This is a genomic window from Actinosynnema sp. NPDC002837, assembly GCF_040295345.1.
GTDB lineage: Bacteria > Actinomycetota > Actinomycetes > Mycobacteriales > Pseudonocardiaceae > Actinosynnema.
This window is the reverse complement of the sequence record NZ_JBEOVG010000066.1, coordinates 37,357-51,640: the sequence shown is the minus strand read 5'-3', so window position 1 is coordinate 51,640 and position 14,284 is coordinate 37,357. Positions and strand designations below refer to the sequence as shown.

General features: G+C 72.7%; 16 protein-coding genes. 10 read left to right on the top strand and 6 right to left on the bottom strand.

Features of this window, described 5'->3' with window-relative positions; translation table 11 throughout:
• Window positions 1-179: 179 nt before the first annotated feature.
• A complete protein-coding gene (locus ABTZ99_RS32610; protein WP_498780570.1) occupies window positions 180-1,388 on the bottom strand; it encodes a hypothetical protein in 1,209 nt (402 codons plus the stop codon).
• 408 nt (window positions 1,389-1,796) lie between these two features.
• Here ABTZ99_RS32610 and ABTZ99_RS32605 point away from each other — a divergent pair, with 408 nt between their 5' ends.
• Entirely contained in the window at window positions 1,797-2,864 is a 1,068-nt protein-coding gene (locus ABTZ99_RS32605; protein ID WP_499616731.1) for an adenosine deaminase, read from the top strand.
• Window positions 2,865-2,986: 122 nt separating this feature from the next.
• Here ABTZ99_RS32605 and ABTZ99_RS32600 read toward each other — a convergent pair whose 3' ends face one another.
• From ABTZ99_RS32600 to ABTZ99_RS32580, 5 genes are all read right to left on the bottom strand, one after another.
• A complete protein-coding gene (locus ABTZ99_RS32600; protein ID WP_498780567.1) occupies window positions 2,987-4,195 on the bottom strand; it encodes a SatS C-terminal domain-containing protein in 1,209 nt (402 codons plus the stop codon).
• A gap of 65 nt (window positions 4,196-4,260) precedes the next feature.
• Window positions 4,261-4,818: a YbaB/EbfC family nucleoid-associated protein gene (locus tag ABTZ99_RS32595; RefSeq protein WP_499616727.1), complete on the bottom strand. Its 558-nt coding sequence runs from the start codon at window positions 4,816-4,818 to the stop codon at window positions 4,261-4,263.
• Window positions 4,815-5,189 carry a YbaB/EbfC family nucleoid-associated protein gene (locus tag ABTZ99_RS32590; RefSeq protein WP_499616725.1) on the bottom strand — a complete coding sequence of 125 codons (375 nt, stop codon included), beginning with the start codon at window positions 5,187-5,189 and terminating at the stop codon, window positions 4,815-4,817. Before ABTZ99_RS32590 ends, ABTZ99_RS32595 begins: the two co-directional genes overlap by 4 nt.
• 14 nt (window positions 5,190-5,203) lie before the next feature.
• Window positions 5,204-6,364, bottom strand: coding sequence for a C40 family peptidase (locus ABTZ99_RS32585; protein WP_499616722.1), 1,161 nt, complete (start codon window positions 6,362-6,364; stop codon window positions 5,204-5,206).
• Between the two features lies 1 nt (window position 6,365).
• Window positions 6,366-6,689, bottom strand: a complete 324-nt coding sequence (locus tag ABTZ99_RS32580; RefSeq protein WP_498780560.1) for a hypothetical protein — start codon at window positions 6,687-6,689, stop codon at window positions 6,366-6,368.
• 185 nt (window positions 6,690-6,874) lie between these two features.
• On the opposite strand from ABTZ99_RS32580, the gene ABTZ99_RS32575 reads away from it, so the two are divergent.
• The 9 genes from ABTZ99_RS32575 (at window position 6,875) to ABTZ99_RS32535 (ending at window position 14,283) form a co-directional block, all read left to right on the top strand.
• Entirely contained in the window at window positions 6,875-7,384 is a 510-nt protein-coding gene (locus ABTZ99_RS32575; RefSeq protein ID WP_498780559.1) for an SMI1/KNR4 family protein, read from the top strand.
• Window positions 7,385-7,544: 160 nt separating this feature from the next.
• The gene (locus ABTZ99_RS32570) at window positions 7,545-8,981 is read left to right on the top strand and encodes a collagen-binding domain-containing protein (protein WP_499616719.1); all 1,437 of its coding nucleotides are present in this window, start codon (window positions 7,545-7,547) and stop codon (window positions 8,979-8,981) included.
• Window positions 8,982-9,060: 79 nt separating this feature from the next.
• Window positions 9,061-9,648 (top strand): type II toxin-antitoxin system antitoxin SocA domain-containing protein, encoded by a 588-nt coding sequence (locus tag ABTZ99_RS32565; RefSeq protein ID WP_498780557.1) that lies wholly within the window; start codon window positions 9,061-9,063, stop codon window positions 9,646-9,648.
• Window positions 9,648-10,223, top strand: coding sequence for a Fic/DOC family protein (locus ABTZ99_RS32560; protein WP_498780555.1), 576 nt, complete (start codon window positions 9,648-9,650; stop codon window positions 10,221-10,223). Before ABTZ99_RS32565 ends, ABTZ99_RS32560 begins: the two co-directional genes overlap by 1 nt.
• Before the next feature lie 59 nt (window positions 10,224-10,282).
• Window positions 10,283-10,810 carry an RNA polymerase sigma factor gene (locus ABTZ99_RS32555; RefSeq protein WP_230570390.1) on the top strand — a complete coding sequence of 176 codons (528 nt, stop codon included), beginning with the start codon at window positions 10,283-10,285 and terminating at the stop codon, window positions 10,808-10,810.
• Window positions 10,807-11,574 carry a zf-HC2 domain-containing protein gene (locus ABTZ99_RS32550; protein ID WP_498780552.1) on the top strand — a complete coding sequence of 256 codons (768 nt, stop codon included), beginning with the start codon at window positions 10,807-10,809 and terminating at the stop codon, window positions 11,572-11,574. The genes ABTZ99_RS32555 and ABTZ99_RS32550 overlap by 4 nt, the downstream gene beginning before the upstream one ends.
• 14 nt (window positions 11,575-11,588) lie before the next feature.
• Window positions 11,589-12,377: an ABC transporter ATP-binding protein gene (locus ABTZ99_RS32545; protein ID WP_499616714.1), complete on the top strand. Its 789-nt coding sequence runs from the start codon at window positions 11,589-11,591 to the stop codon at window positions 12,375-12,377.
• A complete protein-coding gene (locus ABTZ99_RS32540; protein WP_499616711.1) occupies window positions 12,374-13,717 on the top strand; it encodes a hypothetical protein in 1,344 nt (447 codons plus the stop codon). The genes ABTZ99_RS32545 and ABTZ99_RS32540 overlap by 4 nt, the downstream gene beginning before the upstream one ends.
• Window positions 13,714-14,283 (top strand): hypothetical protein, encoded by a 570-nt coding sequence (locus tag ABTZ99_RS32535; protein WP_499616708.1) that lies wholly within the window; start codon window positions 13,714-13,716, stop codon window positions 14,281-14,283. Before ABTZ99_RS32540 ends, ABTZ99_RS32535 begins: the two co-directional genes overlap by 4 nt.
• The last annotated feature ends 1 nt before the right edge of the window (window position 14,284 follow it).

Genomic DNA, 14,284 nt, shown 5'->3' with positions numbered 1-14,284 from the left:
TTCACACCCCCCCGCCGTGTGGGTGTTTCCCCACGAAACCCGACCAACAACGGACCCGCCGCCGAACCACCCACCGGCACACAAAAAAGCCCGGCCCGCACACAATCACGGACCGGACCTTCTCGGTTTACTGCTCACAAGCGATCAGCGGCACCACACCGTGATCAACCGGCTGCGGATCAGGCGCCCTCAGCCGTCAGATCGTCATCGTCCACGTTCCGGTTCTCCCCGGGCTTGGGCCCGTTCTTCCGGGTCCGCCGCTGAGGCCGCGGCAACGCGGTGGGCGGCGGGGGCGGCGTGGGCGAACCCCCACCGAGGATCAGCTCGGCGAACGTCGCCATCGCCTCGTCCAACTGCCCGCCGATGCGCAGCTCCGACTCCTGGTTGCTCTTGCGCACCAGGCCCGCCAGCGAGTCGACGTCCGGCCGGGTCGCCAGCGTGCCCTCGACCTTGGCGATGCCCTGCTCCACCACGCCGGACAGCTCGCCGAGCCGCGACGCGAAGTCGTCCTCGACCGAGTCGAGCCGGGTCGCCATGGTGTCGAGCCGGGACGTCACCTGCTCCAAGCGCTGCGCCAGCGCCTCCAGGCGGTCGGTCGCGTCGACCTGGTCGCGGGTCTCGTCCAACGCCGCGTGCAGCGCTTCGCGGGCCTCGTCCAGCTTGCCCGTCATCGTGCTGCGCGTGTCGGCCAACTGCGCCACGAGCGACTCGCGCGTCTCGGTCAACGCCGCGTGCAGCCCGTCCCGCGTGCTGTTGACGTTGTCGCGGGTCTCGTCCAGCTTGCCGGTCAGGCCGTTCGCGGACTCCGTCACCGAGCGCTGCAACGCCTCACGCGTGCCGTCGAGGTGCTCGTGCACGCCCTCGTCGACCTCGTCCAGGCGACCGCGCAGCGCGGCCTCCAACGCCTCGATGCGCTCGCGCAACGGCCCGGTCACCGCGGCCGGCACCTGCTCGACCTTGCCGTCCTGCTTGTCCAGGTGGCCGTCGAGGTCGTCGAGGCGCTTGTGGATGTGGGAGAGCTTGTCCTCCAGGCCGTCCATCCGCCCGGCGACGCCCTCGAACCGACCCGTCACCCCGTCGAGCCGACCGTCGAGCTGCGCGAACGGCTTGGCGAGCTTGTCGACCAGGCCCTCGACGGCCCGACCGATGCCCTGCACGGCGGCGTCCTGGGCCTCCAGCTTGGCCAGCGCCTCGTCCAGCCGCTCGGCCAGCACGCTGACCTCGGTCCGGTCGGGCAGCTCGGACAGGCGCTTGCGAACGGAACCCAGCGACTCGAGCGGGGACATCCGCGCGTGGATCTCGTCCAGTGCGTCGAAGATCTGCTGCTGTTCGCTCTCACGGATCTCCGCGGCGCGCGTGAGCATGTTGCGCATCCGATCGAAGGACATCGTGGAGTTGTTGTTCTCGTTCACGGCTCGGGTGCCTTCGTCCAGGGGAGGGGAGACCTCCGGGAGCCTAACCAGGTTGGGGCGGCGGGCAGTAGCGCCCCCCGACCGGGACCGCCTGGATCGACCTTGCGTGTACTCCGTTGGAGTGACAGTTGTCGACCTTACCCCAACGTAACCGGCAGCGCGCCTGTGACTGCTCCGTGTGAGCATCCGCCGAGTGAGTGACTAAAGCCCGGTCACCAGTAGCGGAAAGTTCTGCATCACGACTGCACAACGGGTTCACGACAGCGAAAGCGGCACCTGATCGAGTGGTTCTGAACACACCGGGTGACGTGGGGGTGATCATACCGGTTCTTGATCAACGCAGCTCCGAACGACACGGCGTGTCACCGGTATACGGTGGCGCCCATGCCGACCCCGCTTACCCAGGAAGACCTTCGCCGCGCGCCGAAGGTGCTCCTGCACGACCACCTCGACGGTGGCCTCCGCCCGCAGACGGTGATCGAACTCGCCGAGGCCTGCGGCCACCAGGGCTTGCCCACCACGGACCCGGTGGCGCTGGGCGAGTGGTTCCGCGACAACGCCAACTCCGGCTCGCTGGTCCGCTACCTGGAGGGCTTCGCGCACACGTGCGGCGTCATGCAGGACGAGTCCGCGCTGGTGCGCGTCGCCTCCGAGGCCGTGCAGGACCTCGCCGCCGACGGCGTCGTGTACGCCGAGATCCGCTACGCGCCGGAGCTGTTCACCGACAAGGGCCTGAGCATGGAGCAGGCCGTCGAGGCGGTGCAGGAGGGCTTCCGCCAGGGCGAGGCCGCGTCGGGCGGCCGCATCCGGGTCGGCACGCTGCTGTGCGCCATGCGCCAGAACGACGGTTGGCAGCGCATCGCCGACCTCGTGGTCCGCTACCGGGACTCGGGCGTGGTCGGCTTCGACATCGCGGGCCCGGAGGCCGGGTTCCCGCCGAGCAAGGAGCTGTCCGCGTTCGAGTACCTGCGGCAGCAGAACGCGCACTTCACCATCCACGCCGCCGAGGCGTCGGGCGCGGAGTCGGCCTGGGAGGCCGTGCAGCTCGCGGGCGCCGAGCGGCTGGGCCACGGCGTGCGGCTGGCCGAGGACATCAAGGGCGACGAGGTCGGCCCGCTGGCCGCGTACGTGCGCGACCGGCGCATCGCGCTGGAGATGTGCCCGACGTCGAACGTGCACACCGGCGCCGTGGCGTCGCTGGCCGAGCACCCGATCAAGCGGATGCACGACCTCGGCTTCCGGGTCACCGTGAACACCGACAACCGGCTGATGAGCATGGTGTCGCTGACCGGCGAGTTCGCCACCGTGGTCGAGAACTTCGGCTTCGGCTGGGACGACCTGCGCAAGTTCACCGTCAACGCCGCCAAGGCCGCGTTCATCTCGCACGACGAGCGCCGCGCGCTGATCCAGGACGTCATCGAACCGGCTTACGCCGCTCTGTCCCAGGAGTAGTCGCACGAACCAGTAGTCGCACAGACCGGTGGTCGCACAGACCGGTAGTCGCACAAACGCAGAGGTCGCGGGCTCCGATGGCTGCCCGCGACCTCTGCCTTTTCACTCGACTCTCTCGGCCTTTAGTGGACCTTGAGCCGGTCCTCGAACGCCGCCACGAGCGTCCGCCACGCCACCTGCTCGTCGTCGAACGGCGCGCTGGGCGCGAGCCGCGTCGGGTCCGGCTTGAGCACGTACGACACCAGCCACCCCAGCCGCTCGGACTGGTTCAGCGCGACCTTCACGGTGTCGTCGTTCGCCCACTCGCCGGCGTCCTCCAGCAGTTCGACCACGAGGTCGAGCTGCGTGGGGTCGATCGCGTCCGGGCCGTCGGCGATGTCCTCGTCCAGCCCCGTGAGCACGTAGACGTTGTCCGGGTCGACCTCGACCTCCAGGTCGCCGCCGGTCGCCTTGGTGACCAGCTCGCCCCAGGTCGACACCTCGGCCAGGTCGTTGTCGTCGGCCTCGACGATGAACCGGGCCAGCGCGCGCGGCGACCCGAACACGTCGATCCGGCCCTTGCGGCCGAGGAAGACCGGCTGGTCGTCCAGGTAGCAGCGCAGCGTGTAGTACTCGCCCGCGCCACTGATGATCTTGATCGGGTCGATGCCGACCTCGCCCCAGAAGCCGACCGGCTCGTCGCCTTCCTCTTCGTCCTCCTCCGCGGCGGCCGCGGCGGCCGCGTTGGCCTCCTCGAACTCGGCCAGTTCGTCCTGCGCGGCCTTGAGCGTGGTCTCGTCGACCTCCGGCGTGGTCACGACCTCGTCGATCGCGTCCAGCACCTCGTCCCACTTCTCCGCGACGACCTGGGAGATCTCGGTCCACAACGCCTGGCCCTCGCGGCCGGTGAACGGCAGCGTGCCCTGCGGGAGCAGCGCGAAGCCCTCCGCCGAGTCGAGGACCTCGTGCACCTTCTCCAGCTCGCAGACGTCCGCCAGCGACCGCACGATGGAGATCACGTCGGCGAGTTCGCCGATGACCCACGTGTCGGGCTCCTCGGAGACCAGCTCGGGCACGCCGACCAGGTCGAACTGGTGGTTGTCGTCCGGCGACAGCTCACCGACCGACAGCGCGGGCACGACGTGCCACGCGGGGTGGTCGGTCAGGTCGTGCTCTTCGGCCTTGCGCACGAACGCCGCCAAGTGCGCGGCATCGGGGAACGCGTACAGGTCCTCCTCGTGGCCGAGGAAGGCTTCCCACTCCTCGCCCTCTTCCCGCCAGCGCGGGGCCCACAGGGTGACGACATCACCCTGGGTGAGCCCCAGCTCGATCGGGACGATGTCCTGTGCCATCCGACCTCCCGGTCACGCCATGCCCCTTTGCGATGCGGGGGCAAGAGTACGGGGTCGATCACGCACTACTGCCGTTGACCACGGAAAGGGTCCGCGAAGTAGTCGTCGTCGTCCGTTTCCTCGGGTTGCGGGCGGGGCGCGGGGCGGCTCTTCACCTGTCCCGCCCACGGCGGCGGAGGCGTCCCGGTCGCGCTCCGCCGGTGTGCCGCCGGCGGCGTGACCTGCGACTGGACGGCCGCCTGCGGCTGAACGGCCGCCTCCGGCCGAGGGATCGCCGCCGACTCCGCCTGCGACCGAGGGGCCGCACCCGCCGGCTGCAAGGGCGGCGGCCCGGCGAACGCCTCCACCGCCATCGCCATGCTGTCGCCCAACGACTTGGCCAACTCGTTGTAGCTCTTCTGCACCGCCGCGTCCGTGGCCAGCCGCGCCGTCTCCACGACCAGCCTGCCGACCGCGTCCGGTCCCTGCGCCAACGCGTTCGGGTGCAGGTCGAGCGCCTTGAGCTCACCCGACGCGGTCGCCGTGGCACGGGCCAGGCGGGTCGGGTGCTCGGCGCTGCCGGTGGTGCGGGCCAGCACCTCGGTCAGGCCCTCGGCCGCCGCGAGCCGTTGTTCCTGCGTCACCGCGACTCCCTCAGGTACGTGCCGTCGAACTCGTCGTCGTCCGGACCGCGTTCGAAGCCGATCTCGGCCAACGCCCGCACCGCCGCCGGGTCGGCCACGCGTTCCACCGTCCGGTGCAGGCGCGACGCCGCGTCACGGGACGCCCGCGCCGACACGCGCAGGATCTCGTCCGCCAGCGCCCGCGGTCCCATGTTCAACGCCGACGGCGAAACCCGCACCTCCTGCGGCGGCCCGCCGGGCGCCGCGACGACCGTGACCGCGCCGTCGGGTGACGACGCCCGGCCGAGCACCGGGCCGGTGCGGGCCGCGTGCTCGACGACCTGCCGCTCGGTGTCGGCGACCCGCCGGGCCGCCCGCTGCGTCTCGTCCACGTCCTCAGCCCGTCTCAGCCGGTCGGTCGGTAGAAGCCCATGAAGCCCATACCGCTGTTGCTCGTGCGGATCGGGTTGACCTGCACGGGGTCGCCCGCCTCCACCATCTGCCCGTTGCCGATCACCATGGCCACGTGCCCGTCCCACACCACCAGGTCGCCGGGCAGCAGCTGGTCCGGCGGCACGGACGCGCCCATCGCCTGTGACGACGCGGGCCGCGGGATGTCGAACCCGGCGCCGCCGTACGCCCACTGGGTCAGGCCGCTGCAGTCCGTGCCCTGGGGCGGGTTCGCGCCACCCCACACGTACGGGGTGCCCAGAGCGGACAACGCGTTGCGCACGGCGCGTGCGGCGGTCTCGTTGGGCGCTTCGGCGGAGCTGCCGTCGGGCAGGTTCACGCCGACACCGGTGCCGGGCTGCGGCGGGATCGCCACGGGCAGGCGCGGCCCGGTGGGCTCACCGCCGCCACCACCACCACCACCACCACCGCCGCCACCGGACCCGCCACCGGATCCACCACCCGACCCACCGCCGGACGATGAGGACGACCCACCGCTGCCACCCGCGTCACCGGCCGACGACGTCGACGTGGCGCCACCGCTCTCCACGCCCAACGGGTCGCCGATCCCGGCGAAGTTCGGGTGCGCCAAGCCCTGCAACTGCGCGACGACGGCCGTCAGCTCGTTGCGGACCTTGTCCAACTCCTGACCGGTCCTGCCCTCGTACTCACGGGCCTTCGCGGTCACCTCCGCCGCCACCGCGAGCACCGCGCCGATCCCGCCGAACGCGCCCGCCGCGACCGCCGCCGCCAGCCGGGACCACGCCCAGCCGGTGAACTCGTCGATCAGGCCCTGGATCGCGGTCTTGCCGGCGTTCACCGCGTCCACCGCCGTGGTGGCGGCCTGCTGGGTGGTCGTCGCGTTGCGCGCCAACGTGCCGACGCCACCGGAGAACGCGGCGACGCGGGTCTGGAACGCGTTCGCCTTCTCCCCGTACCACTGGCTCATCGCGGCGTTCGCCGCGCCCGTGTGCCTGCCGTCGAGCTCGGTCAACGCCGTGGACGCCCGCCCGAACGCCTCGGCCGCGCCCGTCGCGCCGCCGGTGTCGCCCTCCAGCTTGGCCAAGTGGTCCTTCATCGGCTGGACCAGAGCCGCCAGGAAGCCGCCGACGTCCACGTCAGACCTGTGCCGCCCGGTCGAGGTCGGCGCTGGTGCGCGCCTCCTGCTCGGTGTACGCCTGGCCGGTCTTCGCGACCTCCGCGGCGAACGCCGACAACCCGGCCGACGCGGCGGCCACACCGTCCACTTGGGCCTGTGCCGCTCGCTGGAACGCCGCGCCGAGGCCGACCTCGTCGCCGATCTTGCCGAAGCTGCCCGCGGCCAACGACGTCGTGCCCGCCAACGTGGACGTGCCGACCGCGCCGACCTCGCTCGCCAGACCCGCCGCCGTGCTGCCGTACGCCGACAGCGCCGCGGTGTCGACGCCGAAACCCCGTTCCACCCTCGTCCCCCTTTTGGTGCCGTGCGAGCGCGATCCTGCCCCATCCGCCGGCGGGTTGTGCGGCGTTCGGCGAGATCCTGCCCCGATGAGCGGTACCACGGGCGGTGTCGTCACCTGATCATGTGTGTGTGGGTGTTTTGCGCCATTGGGAACGGATTGTGGCGTGGCTCGACCACCACGCCCCCTTGACCGGATCGGCGTTCGTGCCCCCTGAGGACAGCGCCGCGGTCGAGGCGTTGGCGGTCGCGAGCGGCCTCGAGCCGCCCGCCGACCTGCGCGCGTGGTGGGCGGTGTGCGGTGGCACCGCCGATTTGGCGTTCGCGGAGGTGCTGCCGCCGTTCTACACACCGCTCGGTCCGTCCAACGCGTTGCGCTCGTGGCGGTTGAAGGAGCGGTTCTGGCCGGCGGACCTCGCCACCGAGGCGGGCACGCCGACGACCGGGTTCCACCCGATGTGGCTGCCGATCGCGTTCGACGGGTGCGGTGACGCGTTGGCGGTCGACCTGCGGCCGGGCGTGCTGTCGGGGTGCGTGGTCGAGTGGGACCGCGAGGCGGGCGAGATGCTCAAACCGGAGTGGACGAGCCTGGACGAGATGCTGGACCAGGTCGCGACGGCCCTGGAGCACCGCGGCCGGCTCGGGCACTGCGAGCCGTTGGTGACGACGGACGGCCGGCTGGGCTGGTTCACGAACTAGTGGTCGTCGGTATTGGGCGTCGAACTCGGGGTCCCGGGAGTCCGACCCGCGCGGGTGATCACCCTGGCGGGTGAAACGCGAGCGTGCCGGCGTGCCGAGTCCGGGTAGTTGCCCTTGGCTGCTCGGTGGGGTGGCGGATCGACCTCACCGGGAGCCGGACATGCAGATCAGTCGCGTTGGCGCGGTCGGCGCCGCGGTCGTCGTCGCCGTTGTCGCGATCGCCTGGGCGCCCAGCGCCGAGCCGAGGCTCCTGGCCGAGGTGAACCCCCTGCGGCCGGTCGCGCCGGGTGACGTGTACGCCGACCCGAGCCACGGGTTCCTCGTGCTGGTCGAGGGCGACGCCGGGCTGTACGAGAACGAGACCGAGGGGCCGGTGGCGGTCGGCGGCGACGTCCGGTTCCGGCAGTACAACGCGGGGCTCAACCACGCGGGCACCTACGTCCTGCCCGGTGACACCCGACCGACCAGCTTCGTGGTCGGCGGCGCGATCGACTTCGCCGGGAGCACCGGCACGCTCAGCGTGCTCAACAACTCCTACGCCAAGATCGGCGACCTGAGCGGAGCGGACGTGATCCCGTCCGGCGGCGTGACGTGGGTCGTGCCCGACGGCGCCGGTCCGGGCACCACACCGGGCGTCTCGATCCAGACCTCGGAGCCCGCCGAGTCGGTCGGCGGCGCGAGCGGGTTCGACTTCGCTTCGCTGTTCACGACGTACCGGAGCCTCAACGCGGAGATGTTCGCCTGCCCGTCCACCGTGACGCTGACCGACCAGAACGGCCAGGGCCCCTGGAACGGCACCGACCCGAACGCGACGATCGGCCTGCAGCCGGGCCAGAACGTGCTGACCCTGACGCCGGAGCAGCTCAGCGCGCTGGACAACATCAACCCGCGCAACGGCTACCTGCAACCCGGCGACGACGCGTGGTTGATCATCAACGTCGACGTGTCCGGCGACTACACCTTCGACCCGCCGAACGTGAGCTGGCAGGGCAACGAGCCGTCGCAGCACGTGCTGTGGAACTTCACCACGTCCGGGACGATCACGCTGCCGCCGAGCTCGCCCACGGTCTGGGGCACGATCTACGCGCCGAACGCCACCCTGGTCGACCTGAGCCCGTCCAACATCGAGGGCGCGGTGGTGGTCAAGTCGCTCGTGCACGGCGGTGAGACCAGCGGCAGCGGCGGCGAGATCCACTACGCGCCGTTCGACGACATCGTCACCACCTGCCGCACCAGCCCAACCACGACCACCACCACAACGACCACGACCACCACCACCGGCTCCACCACCACCGGCTCCACCACCACCGGCTCCACCACCACCGGCTCCACCACCACCGGCTCCACCACCACCGGCTCCACCACCACCGGCTCCAGCACCACAGGCGCGACGACCACCGGCACCACGACCGGCACCACGACCGGCGGCGCGACCAGCGCGACCACGAGCCACCCGGCGGCCGTCCTCCCGGAGGACGACCACCACCTGGCCGACACCGGCACGTCCGTGCGCGGCCTGCTGGTGCTCGGCGGCGCGCTGCTCCTGTCCGGCGCGACCGCGCTGGGCCTGACCGGGCGGCGCGACCGGCGGAGCTGACCCACCCCAGCGCGCCCACCGCCGCCGCGATCTCCGGTAGAATGAGTAGTCGCAGCTCAGAGCACTCGCTGGAGGTGGCATGGCGGACGTCCACGACGTGGCCGCGGCCGTGCTCGACGGCACCGGGCCCGAGTCGCCGATGAAGTTGCAGAAGCTCCTCTACTACGCCCAGGCGTGGTACCTGGCCGAGCACGGCGAACCCCTGTTCGACGCCCGGATCGAGGCGTGGCGGCGAGGTCCCGTGGTGCCCGACGTCTACTACCGCCACCAGGGCCAGTCCGAGGTCTGCGCGTGGGAAGAGGGCGATCCGCACCGGCTCACCGACCGTGAACGCGCCGTCGTCGGTTCGGTGGTCGAGCGGTACGCGCACTTCAGCAGGCACGAGTTGAGCGACATGGCGCACGACGAGGAGCCGTGGCGCGCCGCGCGCGGCGACTTGGCCGAGTCCGAGCCGAGCAGCGCACCCCTCTCGCACGAGGTGATGGCCCGCTACTTCCGCCGGTTGACCAGCGGTGGCGAGGAGGCGATCGCCGAGGCCGTCGGCAGCGCCCGGCTGGAGGGCCTGGACGTGCCGGACGACGTGGTGGCCACGATGCGCGCCGTCGCGGCCGGCGAGCTGACCGCGGACGAGGCGATCGCCAGGGAGATCGAGGCGCTGCGCCGGTAGTGGACGACGACCCCTACCTGGACCCCGCGTCCGGGGTGCTGCGCAACAACCTGGGCCTGACCGACCCGATCGAGTGCGATTTCGCCGAGACGCGCCTGAGCACGATGCGCGTCGAGCAGCTCGCGCTGGCGCCCCTGCCCGGCCTGTACGACCTCGCCCACCTGCGTGCCTTCCACCGCCGCATCTTCGGCGACTTCTACCCGTGGGCCGGTGAGCTCCGGCGGGTCAACATCGGCAAGTCCTCCTTGTTCGCCGCCTGGCGGCAGATCGAGCCGTACGCGATCGGCGTGTTCGACGACCTGAAGAAGGAGCGCTACCTGCGCGGCCTGCCGCGCGAGGCGTTCCTGGACCGGTTCACGCACTACTTCGCCGAGGTCAACGCCGTGCACCCGTTCCGGGAGGGCAACGGGCGCGCGCAGCGGGCGTTCTTCCGCCAGCTGGCGCGGGAGGCGGGCTGGCGGGTCGCGGTGCACACGCTGGACCGGGTCGCGTTCACCGCCGCGTGCGAGCAGAGTCTGACCAGTTCGAACGACTCGTTGCGCGACCTGTTGGACACGGTGCTCAGCGTCGCGTGATGTGACCCAGCTCACACTGGGTCGAGAACCTTTTCCGCGAGCGGGGCGTCTTGCCGGGTGTGAACGAGGAGCAGTTGGTGCGCGCGGTGGCCCGTGGCGACCGCGCGGCCTTCGAGGAGCTCTACCGCCGCACGTCGCCGTGGCTGGCCGTGCGCCTGCGCCGCCGGTGCGCCGACGAGCAGGTCGTGGCCGAGGTCATGCAGGAGACGTACCTGGCGGTGTGGCGGGCGGCGGGGTCGTTCGCGGGCGCGGCGGTCGACGGCACGGCGGTCGGCTGGCTCTGGACGATCGCGGCACGGCGGCTGGTGGACGCGTTCCGCCGGCGTGCGCACCAGGCCCGGCCGCTGCCGGTGGCCGAGACCGCGGCCGCGCCCGCCGCCGAGGACGAGGTGCTGGCGGGCGCGCTGGGCGACGACGTGGGCGGCGCGCTGCGCGACCTGGCGCCGGAGCTGCGGCAGGTGTTGCAGGCGATGGTGCTGGACGGGCTGACCGTGCGCGAGACCGCGGTGCTGCTCGGGGTGCCCGAGGGCACCGTGAAGACCCGCGCCCGGCGGGCCCGGATCGCGATGCGGGAGGCGCTGTCATGAACGAGCACCCGAGTGCCGACTCGATCGCCCGCTACGCGGGCGGTGACGACCTGCCCGCCGACGTGCTGTGGGCGGTCGAGGCGCACCTGGAGACGTGCCAGACGTGCCGGCTGCGCCTGGCCGACGTGGCTCCGCCGCAGGTCACGGCGTTGACCGAGACCGTGTGGGCCGGGTTGGAGCCCGCCGGGCCGCCCGCCCACCGACGGCACCGGCTCGCGCGGTGGGCCACGCCGTCGTTGCTGCCGTGGCTGGCCATGACGGCGTTCGTGGTGCTGGCGGCGTTGTCGCTGGACGGGCTGCCCGGTCCCTCGGCGTCGTCCGCGGTCCTGCTGATCGCGCCGATCGTGCCCGTGCTCGGCGTGGCCGCGGCGTGGTCGCGGGGGATGGACCCGGCCTACGAACTGGTCGTCTCCACGCCACGGGCCGGGCTGCAGCTGGTGTTGCGCCGCACGTTCGCGGTGCTCGTGGCCGTGCTGCCGGCGTTGCTCCTCGGCGGGTGGCTGGCCGGCGCGTCGCCCGCGTACTGGCTGCTGCCGTGCCTCGGCGTCACCGCGGTGACGCTCGCGCTCGGCGGCGTGATCGGGATGCGCCGGGCCGCCGTGGCCGCCGCGTGCGCGTGGGCGGTGCTGGTGGTCGGTCCGGCGGTGGTCGTCGGCGGTGTGCCCGGTGTGCTCGCGCCGGGCGCGGCGCCGGTGTGGGCGGCGGTGCTCGTCGGGGGCGCCGCCGCCGTGTTCTTCAGGTCCGCGGCCTACGCGCGGCTGTGACGGAGGGAGGGCTCGTGGCACGTGTGGTGAGCGCGGCGGAAGTCGCGCCGACGGGGTACGCCTGGCAGGTCGAGGCGAGGGGTCTGCGCGTGCGCGCCGGCCGGACGATGGCGGTGGACGGGCTGGACCTGCGGCTCGGCCGCGGCGTGCACGGGCTGCTCGGGCCGAACGGCGCGGGCAAGACCACGCTGATCCGGTCGCTGGCGACCGTGCTGCGGCCCGTGTCGGGGACGTTGGAGGTGTTGGGCACGTCGGTGTCCGGGCGGCTGGACCTGCGCCGGGTGCGCCGCGCGCTCGGCTACCTGCCGCAGGACTTCGGGTACTACAAGCGGTTCACGGTGCGGGAGTTCGTCGAGTACATGGCGTGGCTCAAGGAGATGCCGAAGCGGGACGTCCCCGGCGCGGTGCAGCGGGCCGTCGAACGGGTCGGGCTGGCCGACCGCGCGGACGACCGGCTGAAGACGCTGTCCGGCGGCATGGTGCGGCGGGCGGGCATCGCGCAGGCGATCGTGAACGACCCCGAGGTGCTGCTGCTCGACGAGCCGACCGCCGGGCTGGACCCCGGCCAACGGGTCCGGTTCCGGGAGTTGTTGCAGGAGTTGGGTTCCGACTCGTGCGTGGTCGTGTCGACGCACCTGGTCGAGGACGTCGCGGCGGCGTGCACGGACGTGGTGCTGGTCGCCGCGGGCAAGCTGGTCTTCCAGGGCACGCCCGCCGAACTGGCGGCGGCCGGCGGGCCGGACGACGTCGGCGACAGCCCGATCGAGCGCGGCTACTCGGCGCTGCTGGGCGGTGCGTGGTGAGGATCCTCGGGATCGAGGTGAAGCGCAGCACGGCGTTGGTGCTCGGCGCGCTGATCGCGGTGGTCATGGTCGGCATGCTGTTCTGGGGGCCGTCGACCAAGAGCAGCACCGCGTGGAACCGGCAGTGGACGACGTTGGCCGAGTGGATCCGGTTCATGCTGGCGTTCTCGTGGCCGTTGGCGCTCGGCGCGGGCGCGTTGCAGGGCCTGCGCGACCGGCGGTCGGGGGTGGAGGAGCTGTTCGGCTCCACGCCGCGGCCGCGTGCCCAGCGGGTCGGGTGGACGCTCGGGGCGGTGGCGGTCGGGGTCGTCGTGGCGTACGCGGTGGTGTTCGCGGTCGGCGCGGTGCAGGTGGTGTCGGCGACGGACTACTTCCACTGGGGCTGGCTGCCGGCCGCCCTGGTCGGCGCGCTGGCGCTGGTCGGCGTGGCGTGGCTGGGCGTGGGTCTGGGCCGGCTGGTGCCGTCGCCGTTGACGCCGCCGGTGCTGGCGGTCGCCGGGTTGGCGTTGACGTCGCTGGGGGTGGGCCGGCCGGGGGACGGTCTGCCGTGGACCGCGTTGCTGCCGACGCTGCCGTTCCCGAGGTCGGTGTTCGCGGCGGTGCCCGGTCCGGTGAGCGCGGTGCAGGCGGTGTGGTTCGTCGGGATCGCGCTGACCGGGTTCCTGCTGGTGGCGCTGCGCCGGCGGTGGCTGGGCGCGCTGCCGGTGCTGGTCGCGGCGGCGGTCGCGGTGCCGTTGCTGCCCGCGACGGCGGAGGAGGCCGTCAAGGCCGATCCGGTGGCCGCGGAGCTGATCTGCGTCGAGCAGCTGTGCCTGACGCGGGCGCACGAGCACGAACGGGCGGCGTTGACGGGGCCGGCGCGGGAGGTGCTGCGGTTGATGGCGAAGCTGCCGTCGCCGCCCACGTCAGTGCGGGAGGTCGGGCTGGAGGAGCGCGGGGAGCGGGACCTGCGCCTGCCGGAGTCGACCGACGCGGTGTGGGTCGACCTGGACGAGTTCACCTACTTCCGCCGCACACCGCTCACGGCGGACCAGGTGACGACTTACTGGTTGGCCGGCGCCGGGACGCGCACCTGCTACGGCGATCACATCCCGAGGACGGTGACGCGCGAGGTCGCGGCCCGCACGGTGATGACGGGGTGGCTGACGGGCCGCCTGGAACCGCTGCCCGTGTACCGGCTGTGGTTGGGCGAGGAGACCGACGGGCTGGTCGCCGACGCCTGGGAGCACCTGCGCGCCCTGCCGGAGCCCGAGCAGGCGGCCCGCGTCCAGGCGGCGCGCGAGGTGCAGGCGGCCTGCTCCGGCGACCCGCTGACCACCCTCACGGGCGGTGCCCTGTGACGCGGTGGCTGGTCCTGCACGCCCGGTCCCGGTTGGTGCCGGCGTCGGCGGCGGCCGTGGTGGGCGGGGTGGTCGGGCTCGTCGCGCTCGCCCCGCCGCACGGCAGCCCGCAGTTGGCCGCGTTCGGCGCGGCCATCGGGGTCGCCGCGGTCGCGACCGGCTTGGGCTCGCACGACCTGGAGCTGGACCGCACGGCCGCGTTCGGCTGGCCGCCCCGCCGGGCCGCGCACCTGCTGCTCGGCGGCACGTTGGTCCTCGCGCTGCTGCTCGTGGCCGGCCGCGTCGCCGACCCCATCGCCACCGACGCGTTCCTGCTCCGCGACGTGGTCGGCCTCGGCGGCCTGGTGGCACTGGGCGCGCTGCTGTTCGGCCCCCGTGCCGCCTGGGCCCTGCCGGTCGGCTGGACCGGCGTCACGCTCGTCGTCCCGCGCGGCGACGAGCACTGGCTCAGCCGCCTGCTGACCTGGCCGGTGCAACCGCCCGGCACCACCTCGGCCACCGTCACCGCGGTCGTGCTCGGCTGCACCGGCCTGCTCGCCTACAGCTGGTTCGGCTGCCGCCGCTGAC